General features: G+C 71.5%; 19 protein-coding genes and 2 pseudogenes. 14 read left to right on the top strand and 7 right to left on the bottom strand.

Annotated features, from left to right (window positions below):
- Positions 1-214 precede the first annotated feature (214 nt).
- From OHA89_RS36780 to OHA89_RS36770, 3 genes are read left to right on the top strand one after another with little or no spacing between them, the layout of a single operon-like run.
- Positions 215-1,474 (top strand): FAD-dependent monooxygenase, encoded by a 1,260-nt coding sequence (locus OHA89_RS36780; protein WP_406368035.1) that lies wholly within the window; start codon positions 215-217, stop codon positions 1,472-1,474.
- Positions 1,437-3,086: a helix-turn-helix domain-containing protein gene (locus tag OHA89_RS36775; RefSeq protein ID WP_406368034.1), complete on the top strand. Its 1,650-nt coding sequence runs from the start codon at positions 1,437-1,439 to the stop codon at positions 3,084-3,086. Before OHA89_RS36780 ends, OHA89_RS36775 begins: the two co-directional genes overlap by 38 nt.
- Positions 3,062-3,736, top strand: coding sequence for a tetratricopeptide repeat protein (locus OHA89_RS36770; RefSeq protein WP_266616460.1), 675 nt, complete (start codon positions 3,062-3,064; stop codon positions 3,734-3,736). The genes OHA89_RS36775 and OHA89_RS36770 overlap by 25 nt, the downstream gene beginning before the upstream one ends.
- Positions 3,737-3,846: 110 nt before the next feature.
- Here the strand turns inward: OHA89_RS36770 and OHA89_RS36765 are convergent.
- Positions 3,847-4,103 (bottom strand): annotated as a pseudogene (locus OHA89_RS36765) (RidA family protein); the annotation flags it as partial.
- Between the two features lie 251 nt (positions 4,104-4,354).
- The gene (locus OHA89_RS36760; protein ID WP_266616462.1) at positions 4,355-4,561 is read right to left on the bottom strand and encodes a YozE family protein; all 207 of its coding nucleotides are present in this window, start codon (positions 4,559-4,561) and stop codon (positions 4,355-4,357) included.
- Between the two features lie 403 nt (positions 4,562-4,964).
- On the opposite strand from OHA89_RS36760, the gene OHA89_RS36755 reads away from it, so the two are divergent.
- A complete protein-coding gene (locus tag OHA89_RS36755; protein WP_266616463.1) occupies positions 4,965-5,195 on the top strand; it encodes a three-helix bundle dimerization domain-containing protein in 231 nt (76 codons plus the stop codon).
- 82 nt (positions 5,196-5,277) lie between these two features.
- Here the strand turns inward: OHA89_RS36755 and OHA89_RS36750 are convergent, their stop codons facing one another.
- Positions 5,278-5,514: a hypothetical protein gene (locus OHA89_RS36750; protein WP_266616465.1), complete on the bottom strand. Its 237-nt coding sequence runs from the start codon at positions 5,512-5,514 to the stop codon at positions 5,278-5,280.
- Positions 5,515-5,763: 249 nt separating this feature from the next.
- Positions 5,764-7,218, bottom strand: a complete 1,455-nt coding sequence (locus OHA89_RS36745) for a serine hydrolase (RefSeq protein WP_266616467.1) — start codon at positions 7,216-7,218, stop codon at positions 5,764-5,766.
- Positions 7,219-7,340: 122 nt separating this feature from the next.
- On the opposite strand from OHA89_RS36745, the gene OHA89_RS36740 reads away from it, so the two are divergent.
- Positions 7,341-7,676, top strand: a complete 336-nt coding sequence (locus OHA89_RS36740) for a hypothetical protein (RefSeq protein ID WP_266616470.1) — start codon at positions 7,341-7,343, stop codon at positions 7,674-7,676.
- A gap of 43 nt (positions 7,677-7,719) precedes the next feature.
- On the opposite strand, the pseudogene OHA89_RS36735 reads toward OHA89_RS36740, so the two are convergent.
- The 3 genes and pseudogenes from OHA89_RS36735 to eccCa all read right to left on the bottom strand — a co-directional run.
- Positions 7,720-8,166: pseudogene (locus OHA89_RS36735) on the bottom strand (LysR substrate-binding domain-containing protein); the annotation flags it as partial.
- Positions 8,167-8,222: 56 nt separating this feature from the next.
- Complete coding sequence (locus tag OHA89_RS36730) at positions 8,223-10,634, bottom strand: hypothetical protein (protein WP_406368033.1); 2,412 nt, start codon at positions 10,632-10,634, stop codon at positions 8,223-8,225.
- Positions 10,631-14,737: a type VII secretion protein EccCa gene (eccCa, locus tag OHA89_RS36725; RefSeq protein ID WP_406368032.1), complete on the bottom strand. Its 4,107-nt coding sequence runs from the start codon at positions 14,735-14,737 to the stop codon at positions 10,631-10,633. The genes OHA89_RS36730 and eccCa overlap by 4 nt, the downstream gene beginning before the upstream one ends.
- A gap of 297 nt (positions 14,738-15,034) precedes the next feature.
- On the opposite strand from eccCa, the gene OHA89_RS36720 reads away from it, so the two are divergent.
- From OHA89_RS36720 to OHA89_RS36680, 9 genes are all read left to right on the top strand, one after another.
- Entirely contained in the window at positions 15,035-15,457 is a 423-nt protein-coding gene (locus tag OHA89_RS36720) for a hypothetical protein (protein ID WP_266616475.1), read from the top strand.
- A gap of 81 nt (positions 15,458-15,538) precedes the next feature.
- A complete protein-coding gene (gene eccD / locus OHA89_RS36715) occupies positions 15,539-16,918 on the top strand; it encodes a type VII secretion integral membrane protein EccD (protein WP_406368031.1) in 1,380 nt (459 codons plus the stop codon).
- A gap of 82 nt (positions 16,919-17,000) precedes the next feature.
- Positions 17,001-18,467, top strand: a complete 1,467-nt coding sequence (gene eccB, locus OHA89_RS36710) for a type VII secretion protein EccB (RefSeq protein ID WP_266616479.1) — start codon at positions 17,001-17,003, stop codon at positions 18,465-18,467.
- Positions 18,468-18,571: 104 nt separating this feature from the next.
- On the top strand, positions 18,572-18,910 hold the full coding sequence (locus OHA89_RS36705; protein WP_215150364.1) for a hypothetical protein: 339 nt from the start codon (positions 18,572-18,574) through the stop codon (positions 18,908-18,910).
- 65 nt (positions 18,911-18,975) lie between these two features.
- The gene (locus tag OHA89_RS36700; protein ID WP_215150362.1) at positions 18,976-19,272 is read left to right on the top strand and encodes a WXG100 family type VII secretion target; all 297 of its coding nucleotides are present in this window, start codon (positions 18,976-18,978) and stop codon (positions 19,270-19,272) included.
- A 135-nt stretch (positions 19,273-19,407) separates the two neighbouring features.
- Positions 19,408-19,860: a hypothetical protein gene (locus OHA89_RS36695; protein ID WP_257558928.1), complete on the top strand. Its 453-nt coding sequence runs from the start codon at positions 19,408-19,410 to the stop codon at positions 19,858-19,860.
- A 44-nt stretch (positions 19,861-19,904) separates the two neighbouring features.
- Positions 19,905-22,028, top strand: coding sequence for a hypothetical protein (locus tag OHA89_RS36690; protein ID WP_266616483.1), 2,124 nt, complete (start codon positions 19,905-19,907; stop codon positions 22,026-22,028).
- 73 nt (positions 22,029-22,101) lie between these two features.
- On the top strand, positions 22,102-22,665 hold the full coding sequence (locus OHA89_RS36685; RefSeq protein ID WP_257558924.1) for a YbaB/EbfC family nucleoid-associated protein: 564 nt from the start codon (positions 22,102-22,104) through the stop codon (positions 22,663-22,665).
- Entirely contained in the window at positions 22,658-22,972 is a 315-nt protein-coding gene (locus tag OHA89_RS36680; protein WP_215150354.1) for a hypothetical protein, read from the top strand. The genes OHA89_RS36685 and OHA89_RS36680 overlap by 8 nt, the downstream gene beginning before the upstream one ends.
- Positions 22,973-23,039 lie beyond the last annotated feature (67 nt).

Below are 23,039 nucleotides of genomic sequence, written 5' to 3'. Positions count from 1 at the left end.
TCCATGACCGACAAACTATCAACTGCGCAGCTGAGAGGGCTGGTTGTAGCGGGTCACGAACGATCCGGCGCCGGTACGACTACCCCCCGGTGCGATCACCGATCGTGACGGCAGCCATCGCCGCTGCCTATTGGACGCGCGCGACTGGTGTCCCGAGGCTGGTGGCAGAGTGTCGGCCATGCCTGTGGCCCCGGCGAAGGGCGAGGACAGACCGATGAAAGTGACCGTCGTCGGCGGCGGCATCGCCGGGCTGACGTGTGCCCTGAGCCTGCACGCCGCCGGCTTCCAGCCGTGGGTGTGCGAAGCGGCGCGGAAAGTGGAGGCGGTCGGCGTAGGGATCAACCTGTTGCCGCACGCCGTCCGGGAACTCTCCGAACTGGGCCTGGACGGCGAGCTGGCCTCCGTCGCGCTGCCCCCGCACCGGCTCAGCTACCGCGACCGGACGGGCGAGACGGTCTGGGAGGAGCCCCTGGGACGCGCGGCCGGATATCACTGGCCGCAGTACTCCGTCCACCGCGGCCGTCTGCAAATGCTGCTGCTCGCGGCGGTGCGCGAACGGCTTGGGCCGGGTTCGGTCCGTACCGGCCTGCTCTTCCAGCGATTCGAGCAGACCGCCGGCGGCGTCCGCGCCCATTTCCTGGACCGGTCCAGCGGCCTGCCCGCGGTCGATGACGCCGACGTACTGGTCGGCGCCGACGGCATCGATTCCGCGGTCCGCGCCCAGCTCTTCCCGCACGAGAGCCCCCCGAAGGGGAACGGCGTCCTCATGTGGCGCGGGGTCGCGTACCACCCGCAGGTTCTCGACGGCCGTTCGATCGTGGTGGCCGGGGGCACCCCCGGCGCGAAGTTCGTCGCCTACCCGATCGAGGACCCCGCGACCGGCGACGCCCTGGTGAACTGGGTGCTGGAAGTGCGGCACGGGCTGTCCGCCCCGCCTCCGGACGGCCCCGGCCGCCGCGTCACCGCGGCGGAGGCCCACGCCGGGCTGTCGTCCTGGAAGCTGCCGTGGATCGACCTCACTACGCTCGCCGAACGCTCCTCAGCGGTCTTCGAGTACCCGATGGCCGACCGCGATCCCCTGCCGCGCTGGAGCTTCGGACGGGTCACCCTGCTCGGCGACGCCGCACACCCCATGTACCCCATGGGCATGAACGGCGGATCGCAGTCCATCGTGGACACCCGCGTGCTGGCCTGGTGTCTGGCCCGGGAGGACGACCCGGTGGCCGCGCTCCGCCGCTACGACCGGATGCGCCGGCCGGCCGTCAACGCGCTCGTACTCGCCAACCGGAACCTGGGACCGGAGGAGATCATCGCGCGAGCCGAGGAACACGGCGGGCCGCTGCCCACCGGACAGGCGGGACAGATCACGACCCGCTACAAGAGGCTGGCCGGCGCCACCGCGGCGCAGGTCAACACCCGCCGGTCCTGGACGGTCCGTGCCATCGCCGCTGATCGGGAGGGACTCCAAGGGTGAGACGGACCGACCCGGTTTCGGGGAGGTGCTGCGTGGCCACCGCCGCGCTGCGCGGCTGACGCTGGAGCAGCTGGCCGAGGTCTCGGGCGTCAGTGCCCGGACTCTGTCGGACATGGAGCGCGGGCGGAGCAAGGGGCCTCAGGCTCGGACCGTGACCGCCCTGGCGGACGCGCTGAAGCTGGCCGAGGGTGGTCGCGCGAGGCTGATCGAATTGGCGCGCGACGGGCGGCTGCGGGACCACTGGACGCGGCGGAGCGGCGGCCTGTGCGAACTCCCCCGGTCCGTCGAGGACTTCACGGGTCGCGCTGAGGAACTGATCTGGTTGAGCGAGCTGGTGTACACGGAGAGTGCGCCGGGTGTGGGTGTGGTGGGGCTCGTCACCGGCTCCGCCGGTCTGGGGAAGACCACGTTCGCCGTCCGCGCCGCCCATTCCGTGCGGCCGAGCTTCCCGGACGGGGTGTTGTTCCTCGACCTGTTCGGCATGTCCCAGCAGCCCCTGGCCGCCGATGACGCGCTACGGCTGCTGCTTCGCGCGCTCGGTGTCGCCGACCAGCACGTCCCGGGCGATCCCCACGAGCGCGCCTCCTTGTACCGGTCGCAGTTGAGCGACAAACGCGTCCTGGTCGTCCTCGACAACGCCGCCTCGGAGGAGCAGGTACGTGCGCTGCTGCCGGGAGGCGGCGCGAGCAGGGCGCTGATCACCACGCGGCGTCTGCTGGCGGGTTTGGAGGGGGTCCGCAGGCTCGTCCTGGGTCCCCTGCCATTGCCGGAGTCCACGGAACTGCTGACCGGGATCCTGGGCGAACGATCCGCGCGCGACGAGGAGTCGACGCTCGCCCGGCTCGCCGAGTTGTGCGGGGGGCTGCCCCTGGCGCTGCGGATCACCGGGAACCGGCTGCTCAGCCGCCCCGACTGGGACGCCGCCCAACTCGCCGCCCGGCTGACGGACGAGGAGCGTCGCCTGGAGCAGTTCAAGGCCGGCGATCTCAAGATCGCCAACGCCTTCGGCATGTCGTACGAGCAGCTCGCGGACTCCACGCGCCGGGTGTTCCGGAACCTCGCCGCCATTCCCGGCCGGGACTTCGACGCCGCTCTGACGGCCGTCGCCGCCGGCATTCCGATCGAGGACGCCTGGGACGCTCTCGACGAGCTCGTCGACCTTGGTCTGCTGCAGGACGGCGCCGCGGGCCGCTACCGTTTCCACGACCTCGTCCGCCTGTTCGCCCGCGACCGTCTCCAGCAGGAGGAGTCCGCGGCCGGGCGACAGGCGCTGACGCAACGGATGACGTCGTGGCTGCTGCGGACGGCGACGATGTCCGGGCGGTGGTTCGAGCCCGGTTACGCCCTTCCCTACCGGCCCGACCCCGATCTCGCCGTCCTTTCCTCCGCGGAAGAGGCCGACGAGTGGCTGCGGGTGAACGTGGACAACTGGCTGGGTGCGATGCGGGCCGCGGCAGACAGCGGCCGGCCCTCTCTCGTCCTCGACTGCGCGGAGTCGATGCACTGGTTCTCCGACCGGTGGGCGCACAGCCCGCACTGCAGGAGGTCTTCACGCTGGGAGCGGATGCCGCCGGCGCCCTCGGTGATTTGGCGCAGCAAGCGACCCAGCTGAACTATCTGGCCTGGGTCCACTCGGTGCCGCCCGGTGACCCGCAGGCCGTCCTGCGGTACGCGGCCGAGGCGCTGGAACTGGCCACCCGGGCCGACGCCACCGCGCAGATCGCCTGGGCGCACGAGTACACCGCTGAGGCACTCCTCCTGCTCGGCCGACACGACGAGGCCATCAAGTCCTCCTCCCGGGCAGCCGAGATGTTCCAGGCCATTGGCGACATCGACTCCTGCATCCAGAGCAACGCCGCCATCGCCAAGTGCCACTTCGACGAAGGGCGCTACGCCGAGGCTTTGGAGCGTTACCTCGGCCTTCTCGCCGTGCTGGACGACCACGAGTCAGGGATGACACCCAGCGTCGTCGTGCACAGTCGGCCTTTGGCGCTGCTACGCATCGGCTCCTGCCTAGGCCGCCTGGGCCGTCGTGCGGAGGCGATCACCGCGCTCCGCGAGGGAATCGGCCTCGTGGACACGCTCCGGGCGTCCGACTACCGGCAGGCGGACGCCCTGGAAACGCTGGCTTCCCTACTGGCCGACGAAGGCCTGACCGACGAGAGCCGCCATACCTACGTTCGGGCGGCAGAGGTCTTCGAGTCGATCGGTGACACCGCGTCGAGCAACCGCTGCCAGGCCATGGTGACCGCCGCTGCCTGACGTGTACGGAGCCCGCGCCACCGCCTGACCTCTCCCCCACCGCCCCGGCTCGCACCCTGACGAGCCGGGGCGAAGACCCTCCAAGAGCCTGGAGCTCTACGGCGAGAGGAGCCGACCAGGAGGGCCGAGGCCGCGATCCCCTCCATCAGCAGGGGCATCTTGTCGGGGGATCCAGTCGACGACGTCGAGGGTCAGCTTCGCCACGTCGGCGAAGGAGGCACCGACGTCTGCCAGGGCGGTGCCGATGTTGAGATAGCACTGCTCGACCTGAGCGGGCGAGGTCGCCTTCACCGACCGTGACGCCGTCGGCGTGCCAGGCGACCTGTCCGGCGATGAAGACGAGCTTCGACCCGGTTGCGATCGACACCTGCCGGTAGGGTCACCACAAGGTCGCCCGACGATGCGGACCTCAGGCGGCCAACTCCCTGACGATCGACGGACTGTGCGACGGGACCCACCGGTACTTCGGTCACATCGAGGCCTCCCACCGCCGCTTCGACGCCTGACGGAAATGAAGCAATCTCACGCGAAGCCGTCCGGCCGCACTCGGGGCGGCTCGATGGGCCGGCATGGGTGCCAAAGCGGGGATCAAGCGGGTGCGGACATTACTGAAGGCCTTCAGCGGGAGGCGTACTGGATCCAGGCATCCGTGAGGTTCTGCAGCGTCGTTCGGGTGGCACCGCCGCCCTCCAGGTGATCGGTGAAGGTCTGCAGCCTGTTCGGGCCTTCGGGCCAGTTCGGGTCAGCGGCGGCCTTCCTGGCGAGTTCACCGATTGCGCCCTCATCCCCCGGGTGCCGCAGCGGCCACGCCGTGAAGCCCTCCATCGAGCCGCCCCTGTCTCTGAAGCCACTTCCCGCGGCCCACGGTACCGGGCGCCAGAACTGCCAGGACGTCACGCGGTCCGCGCTCTTGGCGGCCGCTGGCGACGCCGCCGAGCGAGCAGATCTTCGGTACGCTCGCCGCCCGTCTAACGGCCCTGGGCCTGATCGACCGGAGCTCAGTCATCGGCCGACGCATCGACGGTGGCGCGGGCCTGAGCCGACTGGGGGGACCTCGGTGCGGTGACGCCAGCCACTCGCCCACCGCTGACCGTCGCGATGGGCGCAGCAGGTTCCAGCCGCGGGTACTGGCGATGGCGGACAGAGCGGCGGAAGATCGACTTCCGGGGTGACTTCCGCTCCGCCAGACTGAGGAACGGCTGTCCCCGAAGGAAGGCTGAGGTGCGTGATGGCGGAGCCGGAGGATGCCCTCACCATCCGCCATGTCGCGGAACGACTGGTCAAGGCCCACCCCGAGGTGGACGCCGAGGTGGTGGAAGACTCAGTGCGGACGGCGTACGAAGAACTCAGGTATGCACGAGTGCGCACTTACCTGCCGGTCCTGATGGAGCGCAGAGCCAAGGACCTGCTGCCCTCCGACGAGCAGACCGAATCGCCCGACCTGACGCTCGATGCGTGAGCGGTCCACGGGGTCCTGCGCGGCCAGTGCGGCCTCATGAGCACGTAGTCGGCCCGTGAGCACACACAGCGTGAACACCGCCTCAGCGTGCCCTCCAGCGGAACTTCCCGCCGCCGACCCACCTGACCTCGTCCTGGTCGTCCAGGTCGTGGATCGTGATGCCGCCGCGCGCGGCGATCAGGAGCACGTCCGTCATGGACCGGGCGGTGCTGACCACCTCGCCGTCGATCTCCACGATCCGGAACGGCGGGTCACCGGGCTGCACGCCGAGTACCGTGACCCGCGCCGTGGGCATGTAGGGGCTCGCGCTCTCTGTCATGCGCAACTCGCCTCCACTTCATGACCGGGGCGCCAGGATCCACCCGACCCGTACTGCGCCTGCCCGGGTAGGGGCGGTTCATTCGGACAGGATCGGCGTCCTTACACCAGACCCCGGAACACAGGAGGGGCACCGCCCAAATCCCGAGCCGCCGACGACGGTGCGAAGTATCCCGGGGCGCCTGCGCCCGGCTGCGGCCACCGGGGCTCACCGGCAGGAGGCCCGAGCTCCGGCCGGCGCAGCCGGGTTCTACGCGCTCTTGGGGCCGCAGCGCATGCCGATGTAGACGCAGCCCGTGCCGTCGGGCAGCGTGGAGAAGACCACGGGCGTGTAGTCCTCGCTGAATGCCGCGCCCACTCCCGTACCGGCGAAGACCGTCTCCGTCACCGGCAGCAGATCGATCTGAAGGGGCTCGGAGAAATCCTTCATGCCGTCGACGAATTCGTACAGCGCGTGGCCCGCGCCGTCCCGCTCGGTCACGGTGATGACCACGCCCTCACGACGGTACGTGCCGACCAGCCGTGCGAAGTCGACCACGGGCGGCTGGGCCTGCGGGGCGAAGGGCTCCGGCATGGTCACCCCGGCGAGTTCGGCGAGGAGTTCGCGGTAGAGAGTCGCGTACACCTCCCGTGCGCCACCGCCGTTGGTGAGCAGCGCGACCGCGACGCCCGCCGACGGCACCACGCGCAGGTAGCCGTACTGCCCGATCGAGGCGCCGTCGTGCCCGTAGCCCTGGACGCCGTTCCAGTCGTACAGGGTCCAGCCCAGGCCCCAGCCGTCCGAGCTGACCGTCCACTTGTCGGGACAGTCCACCACCCGGCGCTGCATCAGCGCGACCGTCTCCTCGGAGAGCACGCGCGTGCCGTCCTCGGCCACGCCACCGGCCAGGTGCATCCGCGCGAGCCGGGCGAGGTCTCCGGCGGTGGCGATGACCCTGCCGTAGGGTCCCGCCGAGCGCGGCATCAGGTCCCATTCCGGTGCAGGGTCCGGGTCCTGGCCCGGCTCGCCCAAGTGCCCCATCGCCGCGCGGAACCGCAGCGCCTCCTCAGGCAGCGTCATGGTGTGCGTCAGGCCGAGCGGGGTCAGGAGCAGGTCCTTCAGCGCCTGGTCCCAGACCTTGCCGGTGGCCACCTCGATGATCCGGCCGAGCACGTTGTAGCCGACGCTGCTGTAGGAGATCACGGTGCCGGGCGGGCAGTCGAGCGCCACGCCCTTCGCGGCCTCGACGTACTTGGCGAGACAGTCGTCACCGCGTCCGCTGTCGTGCGTGAAGTCACAGGTGAGACCGCCGGTGTGGCTGAGCAACTGGCGTGTGGTGATCGCCCTGGTCGCCTCGGGGTCGGCGACCGAGAACTCCGGCAGTACGTCCACGACCGGGGCATCCAGGTCCAGTTCACCTGATTCGGCGAGCTGCATGATGAGGGTGGCGGTGTAGACCTTGGCTATCGAGCCCATCTGGAAGACCGAGTCGGTCGTCGCCTCCACGCCCGTTCCGCGGTGCAGCACGCCGCTGGCCAGTTCGTGGACGGTCCCGTCGACGAGGAGTGCGAGAGACGCGCCCGGGACGTGATGCTTGGCGCGCAGAGCATCGAGGCGGGCCTGCCAGTGGGCGAGGTCCAGATTCCGGCCCGCAGAATCCCGGGACCCCCACGCGCCCGTGGCGTCCCAGTTGCCCCGCTCATCCCAGCCCACGTTGTTCGACATGCCTGCTCCCATCCGGTGCGTACAACATTCTCTCGTTGCGAACACTGTACTCAGATCGGAACACTGTATGCAAGATGCGTACGGCGTGCGCCCACAGTGAGACAAGCGCGGGACGAGCGGGAATGATGTGCGGCCTCGGCGTCGATGAGGCTCTGCCCTGCGAGCCGGTCGGGCGCCTGATCGCGGTCGCGGACGCGGACGACGAGTGTTCCGGTGGCCCGGAGTGGGCGCGGCTCTTCGCCCAGCACCCCGACGCCTGGCACCGGGCGAAGCCGGCCGCCTGTCCCGGGCTTCCGGCCGATGCGCGCGAGACACTCGCCGCCGATCCGGACGTACGGGTCGTCGCGCTCTCCGACCACGATCGGCAAGTGGTGGAGGCCGCTGCCGCCAACCCGTCCCTGCCAACTGCCGTGATGGCGGAGCTCGCCGGGTCGGCTCCTATTGGCGCAGCCAAGTAAGTCGAAGACACATGTCGAGCGGATCTTGACGGGGGTGTTCCCGCTAAGCAGGGTCGGGCTCGGTGAATGCTTGTCGGCTGTGCACGAGCAACTCACGCACCGCGGGGCTGTGCGTGTTCTTCCAGATCAGGGCGAGCAACGCGGGTGTTTCGAGGTCATCGATGGTGCGGGCGGTGAGCCGGTCGCGGTAGCGCGTGGCCATGGAGTTGCTGAGGACGGCGACGGCGAGCCCGCGGGCGGCGAGGTCGGCAATGGCATCCGCGGCGCTGGCCTGCAGGGTGATCGCGGGTCGGAGGCTCTGTGCGGCGCAGGCCTGGTCGAATACCGTGCGCAGGCCGGTGCCGGGCGGCATGCACGCGATCGGGTAGGCAACCAGGTCGTGCAGGGTGACCCGCCGCTGTCCCGCCAGGGGGTGCCCAGCCGGGACTGCCACGACGAGCCGCTCGCTGATGATGGTCAGCGCGTCCAGCCCGTCGGGGGTGGCGGTTGCGGGCGTAGTTGAACGGTTCTCAGCGACGCAGGTCGTCGGCTCAGGGTGTTGACTGCTCAACCGGCTCCCGGAGCCAGGTGGAAGCGGATCGGGTCCGGCAGCGGGCGGCGCTCCTGCGGTGGGAGCATGTCCCTGCGCTCGAACCATGCGGTCAGCCGGGCTCGCGCCTGTTCGTCCCGTTCCCGGGACCGGCCGTCGGTTGCGCCGGAGGGTGTCGTGCCGTGACCTGCCGACTCGGCCTCGGCGGGCGAGATCTCGCGGAGCAGCACCCGGATCGGCCCTTCGTCGTCGTCCGGCGGGCTGAGCGCCAGGACGGAGAAGGCGGTTCCCGGTGGGAACACCACCTCGGGCTCGGCCTCCGGGCCGGCGAACACGGACGTACGGCGGCCGGTGGTGGACCAGATGCCGAACTCGACGGGACCTTCCAGGTCGGCGTCGCACGCCGCAATGGCAGCCACCGGAGCAGGCTCGACGAGCAGGGAGCCGGGCATGTACCGGTCCAACGGGACCTCTTCGGCCGGGGCGGCCAGCATGACGGCCCCGTAGTGGCCGGGCAGGCGGCGCAGGCCCGAGCCGAGACAGCGCAGCAGCGGGGTGAACGGCCCGGGCTCCGCGGTTCGGGCGGCCGCGGCCAGGTCGGCTCGGGAGGCCGGTTCGGGGGTGTCGGCCTGGTAGAGCGCGATGGCGACCATGTCCGGCTTGAGGTCGTCCTGCGGGGTGGAGCGGAGAGCGGGCAGCCGGGTGGCGAGCAATTCGGTCTTGCTGGCAAGGAGGTGATAGCGCTGGCCGAGCAGCTCCTTGAGGGCGGCCCGGTCTTCGGGCCCGCTCTGACCGCCCGGTCCCAGGGCAGCCTGGGCGGGGACGGCTTCCGTGGAGGCGGGGGACGGTGACGGCGCGGGCTGCGCCGCCGGTGCGGGCGCGGAATCGGGGGTCGGCCCCGGGGCGGACGTGCGCGGCACGGGCCGGGCCGGAGTCTGACCGAGCCAGTCCAAGCCGTGCGCCGTGGCGAACGCCCGCGTCTCGGCCTGGTCGGCCCGGTTGCCCTGGACCAGCAGGCCGTACGGAGCCGCCGCGCCCAGATCCGGCAGTGCGGCCAGCACCTCGGGCAGCGCCTCCCATACCTCCGGGGCGATGTCCCGGTCCCGCTCCCCCACCACCAGCACCGGCCGGGCCGGATCCCGGTGCAGCATCCTGGGCCAGGGGTTGGCCGAGCGGCCCACCGGGCGCAGCCAGAGCCCGGCCGGCACGGTCTCCAGCACCCAGCCCTCGGTCCCGGTCCGGTGAACGGCCGGGGCGAGTGCGTCGAGTCCGGGCAGCCGCAGCCACGCCGAGGGCACCACGCGACGGTGCCCGGGCGAGGCGGTGAGCTCGACCAGCAGGGGCTGCCAGGCGGGCGCGCCCCGCTCGTCGAGGAACGAGGTGGCGTAGTCGTCGGCGGTGCGCACGGGCAGGCCGATGGCCGCGCGCACGTCCCGGCCGAGCCGGGCGGCCAGCGCCACGGCCATGGCGGTGAGTTCGGCCGGGGCGGCCCATGGGGCGCTGAGCAGAAGACCGTTCCGCTCCGCAGCGACTTCGGGTACGAGGTCCAGCAGCTCGGCGGCGGGCAGCACCGGCCGTTGCGGTGAACCCACCCCGAGGAGGAGGTCACCGGGCCTGACACCGATCAGCGCCTCGACTCCCTCCGGCACCCCGCCCAGCCAGAACCCGCCCGGGACCGGCCGGTGCCCGGGACCGGAGCGCAGTACGACGCCGATTGGGTCGGTCCCGGACCCGTGACCGCCGTCCTGGGACTCGGCCACGACGGGTACGGGCGGAGCGAGCGGCGGGGGCTCCTCGGGCTCAGTGCCCACGGCCGGCTCGGCGGGCTCCGCGACGGGCGTCTGCACGGCGGGATCCCCGTCCGGGGACGGCTCTTCCGGCCCTTCCGGCGTCTCCAGGCCCGACAGCAGGTCCGGCAGCAGGTCCGGCAGCAGGTCCGGAACCGCCTCCCCGTCGGGTCCGCCTCCCGGTACCTCCGGCGGCCAGGCCGGGCCCAGTCGCCGGGAGGGAACGCCCGGTTCGGACAGCCACCAGGTGCCCGGCGGCGCGACCTGCAGGGAGCCGTCGGGGTCGACGGTGACCATGCCGTCGGGGGCGATCACCGGGAAGCGGGCCGCTGCCGCCACCTCTTCGACGGGCCGACGGCCATCCGGGCCTGCCGCGGCGAGCCCGGACGCGGCCAGCACCAGACGGGCCGCGCCGCGTCCGGCCGCGAGGTCGACGAGTTCCCGCAGGGCGCGGCGCAGAACCGGAGCCGCGTCCGGCGCCGCAGCCAGCACCAGCACGGCGTCGGGAAGCGGGTCCAGCCCGCCGAGGGCCGCCGTCAGAGCGGCTTCGGCCTCCTCCGGGGCGATGACCAAGTGCGGGCCGACGGGCCACAGCCTCGATCCGGTGGGCGCAGCGATGGAGGTGAGCGGCTGGGTGGTCATCCGTCGGTTCCGATCTGCGGGTTCTGGCTGTCGGGGTCGAGCAGCGGAGTCTGCAGCTGCACCGTGCGGCGCCGCGTGATGTGCAGCGCGCGCCCGGCCGGCAGCACCTTCGGCTTGGTGCCGCCGAAGAGATAGCCCTCCGTCGGCGGGCACGACAGCAGCACGGCCGGGGTGTTGACGTCCTGGAGCTTGCGCAGGAGCTGGTCCCCCATGGCGCGGCCTGCCCCGTTCGCGGACCGGGCGACGATGACGTGCAGGCCGATCTCCACGCCCTGGGCCAGGTGGTCGAGGACCGCGGCGAACGGGTGTGCCGACACCGCGCTGCCGACCAGGTCGTAGTCGTCCACGATCACGAACAGCTCCGGCCCGCTCCACCAGTCGCGCGCCCGCAGCCGGTCCGGGGTGATGTCGGCGGACGGCACCCGGTTGGCCAGTGCCCTCGCGGCCCCCGTGACCATCTGCCGCACGGGGTCGGCGGAGACCGCGTAGCCGAGCCGGTATTCCTCGGGCACGGTCTCGTACATCTCACGCCGGAAGTCGACCAGCATGATGCGGGCCTGGTCGGGCGTGTACGCGCGCATGATCTGCGTGGTGATGTGCTTGAGCAGGTTGGTCTTGCCGGACTCGCTGTCGCCGACGACGATCAGGTGCGGGTCCTGCGAGAAGTCGTGCCACAGCGGCTGGACGTCCTGTTCCTCGAGGCCGAGGGAAATCCGCAACGAACCGTGCGGTTCGGGCAGTTCGGCGGCGTCCAGTACCAGTGGCAGCATCCGGACCTCGGGGGCACGCGGGCCCGTCCAGTGGTCGGTGACGACGTCGACCAGGTCGCCGAGGCCTTCGCCCAGGTCGTGCGCGGTGCCGATGCCGTCCATCCGCGGCAGCGCGCACAGGAAGTGCATCTGGTCCTCCGTCAGCCCGCGCCCCGGCACCTTGGGCACCTTGCCCGCCGCCCGCATGTTGACCACCGAGTCCACCGGGTCGCCGAGGCGCAGCTCGAACCGGGTCTGGAGCTGGTCGCGGAGCGCACCGGTGATCTCGCCCCACCGCGTGGTGCCGACGAGCAGGTGGACTCCGTAGTTGAGGCCGCGCTGGGAGATCAGGGTGAGCGGCTGGACCAGGTCCATGAACTCCTGGCGCAGGGTGTTCCAGCCGTCGATGACCAGGAACACGTCTCCGTGCGGGTCGTCGGGCAGGTCCCCGGCCGCCTTCTTGCGGCGGAAGGCGGCGACCGAGTCGATGCCGAGCTCGGCGAAGTACTTCTCGCGGCGGGTGATGACCGAATTGACCTCGGCGATGGTCCGGATGACCCGATCGGGGTCGTGCCGTCCGGTGATCCCGCCTACGTGTGGGAGGCCCCGCAGGCCCGAGAGGGTGCCGCCGCCGAAGTCCAGACAGTAGAACTGCACTTCGGCCGGGGTGTGGGTGAGCGCGAGGGCCGCCATCAGGGTTCGGATCAGGGTGGACTTGCCGGACTGCGGGGCGCCCGCCACGCCGATGTGCCCGTCGGCCCCGCCGAGGTCCGCCACCAGCAGGTCGCGTACCTGCTGGAAGGGGCGGTCGACGAGGCCGACCGGGACCTTGAGGGCCCCGCGCAGCCCGCCCTCGACGGTGAACCCGTACTCGGGGTGGGGTGCGATCGGAGGCAGCAGTTCGTCCAGCGTCGGCGGTACGTCCAGGGGCGGCAGCCACACCTGGTACGCGGGCGGGCCCGCGTCGAGGAGGCGTTCGGCGGCGATGTCGAGGAGCGTGCGGGTCTCCTCGGCCTCCTGCTCCTGTGCCTCCTCCGTCGCCTCCGATGCGGCGGCCGGCAGCGTACGGGAGGCGACGTACTCGGTGCCGAAGGCCACGACCTGGCCCTCGATCAACGCGCGTTGGGCGGCCGGCTGCCGCTTCTGCTTGTAGGAGCCGGAGACGTAGGCGGCCTTGAAGCGGGTGAGGGTGGAGATGTCGCTGCGCAGGTAGCCGTTGCCGGGCTGGGAGGGCAGCTGGTAGGCGTCGGGAACGCCCAGGACGCCCCGGGATTCCATCGCGGAGAAAGTGCGCAGGCCGATCCGGTAGGACAGGTGGGATTCGAGCTGGTGGACGCGGCCCTCGTCGAGGCGCTGGGAGGCGAGCAGGAGGTGGACGCCCAGGGAGCGGCCGAGACGGCCGATCATGACGAAGAGGTCCATGAAGTCGCGGTGGGCGGCCAGCAGTTCGGAGAACTCGTCGACCACCACGAAGAGGGTGGGCAGGGGGTCCAGCGGGGTACCCGCGGCTCGGGCGGTCTCGTACTCCAGGAGGGAGGAGTAGTTTCCGGCGGAGCGCAGGAGTTCCTGCCGGCGGATCATCTCGCCGTGCAGGGCGTCGCGCATGCGGTCCACCAGCTCGGCCTCGTCGGCGAGGTTGGTGATGACCGCGGACGTGTGCGGGAGGCGGTCGAGGCCGAGGAAGGTCGCACCGCCCTTGAAGTCGACCAGAACGAAGTTGAGGATCTCCGAGGAGTGGGTCAGGGCCAGGGCCAGGACCAGCGTACGCAGCAGCTCGGACTTGCCGGAGCCGGTGGCGCCGATCAGCATGCCGTGCGGGCCCATGCCGCCCTGCGCCGATTCCTTGATGTCGAGGTCGATGGGGGTGCCGTCGGGGCCGAGGCCGAGCGGGACCTTCAGCTTGTTCGCCTGGTTGCGCAGCGCCCACTGCTGTATGACGTCGAAACGGTGGAGGTCGTGGATGCCGAGCAGGGCGGTCAGGTCGAAGTCGGTGGCCAGCGGCTCGCCCGCGTCGACGCTGTCGCCCAGCCGGTACGGGGCCATGAGCGCGGCCAGCCGGGCGGCGGCGGCGTGGGACAGGGTGTCGGCGGAGCCGAGGACGGTGATCTCGTCCTTGCGGTTCCGGTCGGCGCCCACCATCTCCAGGGTGCCTTCCGAGCTGTCCGCGCCGCCCGAGCCGCCGGTGATCCGCAGCCGGAGGGTGAGCCGGTTGTGCTTCCAGTCCAGGGTGGAGCCGATGTCGATCATGGTGGCGTTGCGGTAGCCGCCGAGGGCCGCCCGGTGCGGGGCGGCGAACGTCGCCCCGTCCAGCACGACGACCGTGTACGGCTCGTCGCGGCTCGGGGTCGCGTCGGGTTCGTAGGGCGGCCGGGCGCCGAATTCGTCGCCCAGCAGCTGCTCCAGCTCGCCGATGGTGCCGGCGACCAGCCGGAGCGGGCCGACGCCGTCGGTCTCGGTCGGGTGCAGCGCGTGGGGCAGCCACTTGATCCACTCCCAGTGGGCGCGGCGGTCGGGGGCGGCGACCACGGCGATGCGCAGCTCGTCGGGTGCGTGGAGCGTGGCCAGTTGGGCGAGGACGGCGCGGGCCAGCGCGCGGACCTGCTCCTCGGGCCGCGCCGCCGACCCGGTTCCGGCCGCCGACCCGGTCTCGGCCGCCGCCCTGTCGTCCGCGCGGTCGGGGGGCCCGGATTCCGTCGACCCGGCACGGATCAGGACCTGCGCGAAGCCGCGCAGGTGGATCGCGACGGGTTGCCCGGCCACCGTCGCGTACGCGTGGATGAATCGCCGCAGGGCATGGGCGGTGAGCGGTTCGAGGTCCTCCACGGGCTTGGTGGCGAGCGGGGCGAGGCGCACCGCGAGCCGCTGCGACCCGACGGCGATCCGTACGTCGCTGAAGTCGGGATGGGAGGCGCGCCGCTCCCAGAGCCGTGACGTCCGCACCAGCGAGGCCAGTTCGGCGGGGGCCGGGTTGCGCCAGGCCAGCGCCTCTTGCTGGCTGCGGATGTCCTTGCGTACTTGACGCCGCATCTGGGTGAGGTAGCGCAGGTAGTCGCGCCGCTCGGCGGTGAGCTCCTGTTTGCGGTCGGTGTTGCCCCGGATGATCTGGGTGACCACCATGCCGATCGCGGAGACGGCCATGGTGCCCATCGCGACGTACGTCATGAGGCCGCCGTTGGGCCGCAGGAAGATGAACACCATGGACAGCGAGGACAGCGCCATCGGCACCATCGTGATGATGTTGCCCATGCCGCTCTGCTTCTCGGGCAGTACGGGCGGCTCCTGCAGTTGGATCTCGCCGTCCGGCATCTCGGGGCCCGGCCGCCGTGGTGGGCGGTTGACTAGCACCACGCTCAACGAAAATGCTCCTCACGCCTCGCCGGCCGACTGTGTTCGGCGGTCTCCTCGCCCAGGGGGAACGGGTGGATGGCGGGGGGCGGTTCAACGCACCACCGATGGCGGCCGGTGAACCCCGGGATCCGGGCACACGTTGAGTTCGCAGACGGAGCGGAAGCGGTGAACGGTTAGCGGTGAGAGAGTGTGTGCATCTACGCGTGGTCACCGGGCCATCGCGCCGGCCGGCCGCCACGGCGGACGAGGCGGAGCATGCGGTGCCGGGGCCTTGGCCGTGGCGGTGTCGGCGGTGGGAGACCGGTGTACGGGGACGATGACGCGGCGGCGGACGAGGTCCGCTCGCTGCTGCGCTCTTGGCTACGGGACACCGTCCCCGCGGAAGAGGATCCAGAGCCTGCGGCCACCGGGACCGGCCTGGACGTGCCGGAGGCCGCCGCCTCCCAGGTGACCGAGGCGGTGACCCGGCTCCTGGGACTGTCCGCGGCGCCCGGTGAGCGGCCCGCACCGCCGGCCGTGCCCGGTGCCCTGGACAGCCGGTCCGCGGCGCCCTTCGACGAGCTGTGCCTGCTCGCGCGCGTGCTGGTGGTGGAGGAGCACCCCTCATCGGCCGGGTGGACCGAGGACGAGCGGGAGGTCGTGACCCGCTGGATCGCCGTGCTCATCGGACGGCGCGGTGACGAGGGCGTCGAGGCCCTGCTGCGCGAACTGCGCCGGGCCCGCTGAACCCACCGCTGGGATCGGCCCGTTCATCTGGCCGCTGAGGGCGCCTCGCCCCGGATGGACAGCGGGAAGGACACGCGGGCAGTGAGCGGTAGCGCGGTGGCGGGACTGTGCCGGTTGAGATTCCACGGGCCGCACAAGGTGGTGGAGCTCTCCGTACCGGGCGACGTACCGCTGGCGGACCTGTTGGCGACCATCATCGGTTACGCCGGGGACGACCTCGACGAGGAGGCCGTCGAGGCGGGCGGCTGGGTGCTCCAGCGGCTCGGTGAGGAGCCCCTGGACGACGAGCGGTCGGCGGAGGCCCTGGGATTGCGGGACGGCGATCAGCTGTTCCTGCGGCTGCGTCGCGAAACGCTGCCGCCGGTCCACTTCGACGACCTCATCGACGGTGTCGCGGTCGGCCTGGAACAGCGCGGCGACTCGTGGCGCCCCGCTCTCACCCACCACGTGGCGCTCGGCCTCGCGCTGGCCGCGCTGGCGGGCGGGCTGGCCCTGCTGGCCCTGTCCGGCGACATCGGGCCGCTGCGCGGGGTCACGGCCGGCGTGATCGGCGGACTGCTGCTGCTGGGCGCGGCCAGCGCCGCACGGGCGGTGGGCGACGCCGGGGCGGGCACGGCGCTCGGCGCGGCGGCGGTGCCCTACCTCGCCCTGGCCGGTGCACTGCTGCCGACGGGCAGCGATGACCTGACGGCCGCCCGGCTGCTGGCGGGGAGTTCGGCGGCGGCCGGCGCGGCGGTCCTCGCGCTCTCGGCCGTGGCCTGTTCGGCTCCGCTCTTCCTGGGGCTGCTGATCACGGCGGCGACCGGTGCCGTGGCAGGGGCGATCACGCTGGCGGGACTCTCGGCCGTGGAGACGGCCGCGGTGCTCGCCGTGCTGGTCGTGGCGTTCGGCGCGTTCCTCCCCGGGTTCGCCTTCCGGCTGTCCGGACTGAAGCTCCCGGCGCTGCCGCGCACCGCCGACGAACTCCAGGAGGACATCGAGCCGTACCCGGCACAGGACGTACTGGACCGCAGCGCGGTGGCTGACGGCTACCTGACGGCCTTCCACGTGGTGACCGGTGCGCTCTGCGCCGGCTGCCTCACCCTTGTCGCCGCGGCCTCCGGCTGGGCGCCCGCGGCGATGACGGCGGCCCTGTCCCTGCTGTTGATCCTGCACGCCCGCGAGGTGGGCTCCCTGTGGCAGCGTCTGGCACTGGTCCTGCCCGGCGCCTACGGTCTGGCCCTGCTGACCGGGCAGTGGGCGCTCACGCTCGGCGGCACCGGCCGACTGGGGCTGCTGGCCGGGCTGACGGCCGTGGCCTCGGCCCTCGCCATCGCCTCGTGGACCGTGCCGGGGCGGCGGATGCTGCCGTACTGGGGCCGGGCCGGCGACCTGCTGCACAGCGCGCTGGCGCTGAGCCTGCTCCCGCTCGCGCTGGCCGTGGCCGGCGTCTTCGCCTGGGTGCGCGGGCTCAGCGGCTGACCGGGTGGCGCGCGGGAGCGCGCACCCGACCGGAGCGGCCGTGCCACGGCCCCGGCAGGACCTTATCTGCGGAGGAGTTCACATGCAGTCCAGGCGCGACCAGGTACAGGCGCACCTGTTCGTGATGAGCAGGCTCGGGGCCGGCATGCTGCGGGGCGAACCCGACGCACCGGACCTCCCGACCCGGCGGACCACCCGCGGGGTCCGCACCGGGCTGTTCATCGCCATGCTGATCGCCCTGGTCATGGGCCTGTACGGGGCCATCAAGCCGGGCGGGGCGGCCGGTTGGGCCAAGCCCGGCACCCTGGTGGTGGTGAAGGAGACGGGCGCGCGGTACCTGTTCATCGGCGGGGAGCTGCGCCCGGTGCTCAACCAGGCCAGTGCCCGGCTGGTGGCCGGGGAGAAGATGAGCGTCTCCCAGGTCGGCCTGAACTCGCTCAAGGCGGCGCCGCGCGGCGGGCCTGTCGGGATCGTCGGCGCGCCGGACGGTCTGCCCGCCAAGTCCTCGCTGACGGAGGGGTCCTGGCTGGTCTGCGGGCTGCCCGGCCGTTCCGCGTCGGGCCAGGCCGCGCCGCTGCTCTCGGTGGCCGTCGGGAACGGCTCGCCGGGCCTGGCCCTGTCGCCCGGGCAGGGCCTGCTGGTGGCGACCGCGGACGGTACCCAGCACGTGCTGTGGCAGGGCAGGCGGCTGCGGCTCGACGTCGCCGCGGGCGCCGGCGCGGCGCTCGGCTACGGCTCCGTCACCCCCTTCGCGGTGCCCCCGTCCTTCCTCAATTCCCTGCCCGCCGGGCCCGATCTGTCACCGCCGGAGATCTCCGGGCGCGGTTCGGCCGGGCCCGCGCTGGCCGGGCAGCAGACCCGGACCGGCCAGTTGTTCACAGGTCCGGCCGGGGAGCCGTACGTCCTGACCCAGCAGGGGCTGGCGCCGCTGAACCAGACCCTCTTCGAGCTGCTGCGCGGGGACCCCCGGACGCAGCGGGAGGCGTACGCGGGGGCGCCGGCGGTCGCCGCGGCAGTGGGCGCGGCCGATCTGGCGGCCCATCCGGCGCCGGCCGGGACCCTGCCGGGTTCCGGGCTGCCCGAGGCGCCGCCGAAGCTGGTGGCACCGGCGGCGGGGCAGAGCGTGTGCACGGCGGTGGAACCCTCGCCGGGCGGGCCCCGCACCCTGGTGAGCATCGTCGAGGCGGCGGCGGTCTCGGGCCTGGCGCCCGCGCCCCAGCCGGGCGTGGCGCTCGGCTGCGGTACGGCCGACCGGATCTCCGTACGGCCCGGTGGCGGGGCCCTGGTGCGGGCGCTGTCCGGAGCGGGCGCGGGCGGGACGACGTACCTGGTGGCGGACAACGGCGTGAAGTACGCGCTGCCGTCGCCGGAGGCCGTGAAGACCCTCGGCTACGGCGGCGCACGGGTGGCGGGCGTGCCCTCGGCGCTCCTGGCCTTGCTGCCGACCGGGCCCGGACTGGACCCGGCCGCGCTGGCCTCGGCGGGCCTGGTGGAGCCCCTCCCCGGATCCGGGGACGCACCGTGCCCGGGCGCCGCCGCGAGTGGCTGACCGGCCCCCGCGAGCTCTGCTCCGGCGGTGAACCCCGAGCCGGTGCCGCCCCGTTCACCCTGCCGGGAACCCCACGCCACACACGTTCCGACCAAGGAGATCAGGTGCCCGAAAACCCCGGTGACAACCTCAAAGTCTCGTCCGCGGTACTCACACAGACCCTCAACGAACTCGAGGGGCACCTCCAGACGATGGAGCGGGCCTACACGGAGTCCGAGGACATCTCGGGCCAGGTCTCGCAGAGCATGGTGTCGGCGGCCGGCACCAAGTTCGTCGCCAAGATCGAGAACTGGCAGCGCGGCTACCGCTCGGTGATGGCCGAGTACAAGGACCTCCTGGAGGCCGTCGGCGTCACCAGCAGGGTCATGACGGACACCGCCGGTGAGGCGGAGTCGAACATGGACCTCTGGTCCGGCGACGTCTACGACATCCTCGGCAAGTAGGCCCCGGTCGGCGCTCGTACGCCGCCGTCTTCGGCCGTCCCTCCCCACTGACGTAAGGAATCGCCATGAGCGAAATGGACATGGACATCAAGCACGGCGCCCTCCAGGACGCCAACGACCGGATGAAGCAGGTCGCCGCGACCATGAACGGCGCCCTCGACACCATCGTCCAGCGGCTCGATGCCATCAGGACCGAGTTCACCGGTGAGGCGGCCAAGGAGTTCGCCGAGTTCAAGCAGGCGGTCAACAGTCTGGACGCGAGCCTGTCCTCCCAGTTCGACAAGGGGGCCGACCTCCTGGCCGACGCCCACGGCATCATCCGCAACGGCGACCGCAAGAGCGCCTACCTGTTCCAGCGCTGATCCGCGCTCCCGGACCCGGCCCGACGGCGCTCGCGCGCGGGCCGGGTTTCCCGTACCGGGGGTGAACCGGGCGGCGCGGGGGCCCCGTTCTTCCTGCCGGACACTCACGGCCCACCCGAAGGCAGGAGAGCGCGCATGGCGGCCAAGCCCCCCAACGAAGACTCGGACGACGAGGGCGACAAGGGATCGTTCAAGATCACCGAACAGGTCCTGCTGGACTTCGCGGACAAGTTCGAGACCCTCCTCAAGGACCTCGGGGAGGACCCGGCCGTGGCGGGCCTGACCCAGTGGGCGCAGGGGAACTCCATCGGCGACGACGGCAAGATCCTTCCGGGCAACACGGGGCAGCTGCAGAGCGCCAAGGAGGTGCAGGAGGGGTTCAAGGCGATGTGCGCCCAAGTGGTCAGCGGACTGAACGTGTTCCGCGGCGTCGCCGACAGCGGCTTCCTCACCCTGAAGACCATCAAGCTCATCCTCGACAACACCGCCGACGACGCCGTCAGCGTCACCGAGATGTGGGAGATCCTCAACTCGATCCAGCAGGGCGCCAAGACGCAGAGCCCCGGACCCTCGGCGCCCACCAAGTAGACGAGACATCCCCCCAGCCCCACGGACAGGAGTTCCGCGCGATCATGCCGGTGAACAAGAACTGGGAAGAAGCCCTCAAGGTCTTCATGGCCGACACTGGTTCGCTGGCGGACCGCAATTCGGTGGCGGGCCCCGGTTCCGCCAGATGGACCACGACCGACGGCGTCCGCGTCCTCAAGGACATCAATCCGAACCAGGACTGGTCCAAGACGTTCGACGTGTTCTGGACCGGTGTCGCGACGCTGCAGGACGCGAACGGCCAGAACGTCGCCAGCCCCGTCCACTTCGTGGCGGGTTTCAACATCGACAAGAAGAACGTGTTCGACAGCCCCACATCCAAGTGGAACTTGTGGTTCAGCGACCCCAAGAAGAACCTCGCACCGCTGGTGGGTTCGCCCTTCAAGAACGAAGTCGTCAACCCCCTCTCGTTCGAGCACGCGGCGGCCCAGGTCACGAGCATCGTCGGCTGGTTCGACGAGTGGCTGCCGACCATCAAGAAATGGGGCGACGCCGTCGACTCCGGCACCGACGAGTGGAAGGGCAGCGCGGCCGGCGCGTTCAAGAAGTTCCTGAACGTGATCCACGTGGAGATGAGCAAGGTCAGGCTCGACATCACGGCGCCGAGCGACTACGCGGCGTTGATCACGACGGCCAAGGACCAGCTCAAGGCGTCCGCAACGGGCATGAACACGGCCTTCGACGAGTGGTACGTGACGCGGAACGCCAATGGGTTGAACGTGCTGCACGACGCGTTCTGGAAAGTCATGTCCAAAGCGGAGCTCCAGGTCACCTGGAAGGCCTACTCGTACGGCGACACGTACGGCTATGAACCGGACGTCTGGAAGATCGTCGACAACGACAAGTCGGACATCAGCCAGGCCTACTGGCTCGACGGGGTCGAGAGCGCCGCGAAGGCGCTCTGGATCGCGAACCTGGAGAAGCTGGACACGGCCGCGAAGAACCACCTCGGCCTGCTGGACACCGCGTACTCGAAGCTCGCGGGCGCGCTCAAGGAGGGCGTCTACCAGCCCAACATCAGCATGCCCGGCGGCGGCACGGGTCCGACGCCGCCCCCCAACCCCCAGAACAACCCCCTCAACCCGGGCGGCAAGAACCCCCTCGACGGGAAGGGCGGGGCCGGCGGCCCCGGCGGGCCGAAGAAGCCCCCCGAGCTCAAGCCCGGCGGGGGCGCCGGCCCGGGTAACAAGCCTCCGAGCGGCCTTCCCGGCAGCCTCAAACCCGGCAGCGGTTCCGGGACGGGCGCGGGGGTGCCGTTGCTCGACAAGAACGGCAAGCCGGTCCTCGGTCCCGACGGCAAGCCGGTGCTGGTGCCGCCGGGGTCCCGCATCGGCAAGGACGGCAAGGTCTACGACCCGAAGGGCAATCCGGTCCTGGGGCCGGGCGGCAAGCCCGTCATCGCGCCGCCCGGCGCCAAGGTGGGCCAGCTGCCTCCGGGCGGGCCGCCCCAGGGCCCGCTGCAGCCGGGCAGCAGCCCGTACGACCAGATCCGGCTCCCCGAGGGGGCGAAGGTCCTGGAGAACGGCACCGTCGTCGACGCCAACGGCAAGCCGCTGCTCGACTCCAACGGCAATCCCTACACGCTGCCCAAGGGAGCCACCGTCAAGGACGGCATCGTCGTCGGCGCCGACGGCAAGCCGATCAGCCGTACGCACCAACTGCTGACGAACGCCGAGCACGCCCTCAACTCGCGTCCGGTCCCCAAGCCCAACACCCAGTCCGGCGGCCTCCCGAGCTTCGAGTTCAAGAGCGGCGGCACCTCGGGGGGAGGCAGGTTCCCCGGCCTGGACGGTCTCGGCTCCGGCGGCGGCTCCGGCAGCGGCCTGGTCAACGGCGCGCAGCCCAAGGGCATCGCGGGGACCGTCGGCGGCATGACCGGGATCGGCGAGTGGGGGACGCAGAGGGGCGCTTCCGTGGCGGGCAACCCGGCTGCGGCCGCGGCCAACGCCGCCGCCCAGCAGCAGCGGGACGCCCTCCAGGGCCAGGCGCCGCCGCAGTCTCCGATGATGCCGCCGATGAGCCCCGGCGCGGGCGGCGCCGGCGGGCAGCCGAACCAGGGCAAGGACCGGCAGCGCACCACCTGGCTGACCGAGGACGAAGAGGTCTGGGGCACGGACACCGGCTCGGTCAGCGGAGTCATCGGCCGCTGATCCGCCCCCGGCCGCCCCGAACACCACCGAACCAATCCACCAAACACTCCACCAACCATCCGAAAGGTGACCGATGAGCATCGACTTCGAGGGCAAGATCAAAGACGCGATGTCGGCGCTGCACGAGCAGCGGGACAGGATGCTCGCGGCCAAGCGCGACCTTGACTCGGCGACGGCCTCCGCCACGTCCAAGGACCGCATGGTGTCGGTCACCGTCGGCCCCCAGGGCCAGGTCGTCTCGATGACCTTCCACACCAAGGCGTACCAGGCGATGGCACCGGCCGAGCTGTCCGCCGCGCTGGTCACCGTACTCAACGACGCCCGGGCCACGATGGGCGCCCAGGTGATCGAGCGGATCAAGGGCTTCGACAACTTCGGCGAGCACCTGCGCATGGTCACCGGCCTGACCGGCATGCCCGACGACTTGGACGAGCTGATGAAGCCGCTGCGCGCGATGGGCTCCTCGTTCGGCCTGGAAGAGGCGAGCGAGGAGGCGAAGGCCGCCAAGCAGGAGGAGTTCGCCGCCGAGGAGGAGGCCGCGCGTGCGAGGTCCGAACACCACAAGAAGCAGGAGGAGTTCGCGGCCGAGTCGGAGAGCAGGATCCCCACCGGGAAGCAGGAGGTCTTCAATGGCTGAGGGAGAGGACCTCAAGGTACTGAGCGACCTCAAGGACAAGTTCGCCTACTACGACGACTACCAGCGGTGCCTGACCGACCTCAACCAGAAGATCGTCGAGATCAACCGGATCAACAAGGAGTCGGCCGGCCAGGACGAGATCGGCCAGGTTTACCACCAGCAGGTCGACAAGCCCACCGAGAACCTGACCGAGACCGTCGCGTACATCAGGAAGAAGCTGGGCACGGTGGTGAGCGCCGGCAACGACACCGTCGACACGATGAACAACGCGGACGACGAGGCCGGGCAGCACGTGGACACCTTCTGAACCGTGCGGGTGGCCGTCTCCGTTCCATCGGGCACAGCCACCCGCCCGACCGGAGGACCACCACGCC

Source organism: Streptomyces sp. NBC_01546 (genome assembly GCF_045208355.1).
Taxonomy (GTDB): domain Bacteria; phylum Actinomycetota; class Actinomycetes; order Streptomycetales; family Streptomycetaceae; genus Streptomyces.
Note: the sequence above shows the minus strand (reverse complement) of the source record. Positions and strands in the feature narration are given on the sequence as shown.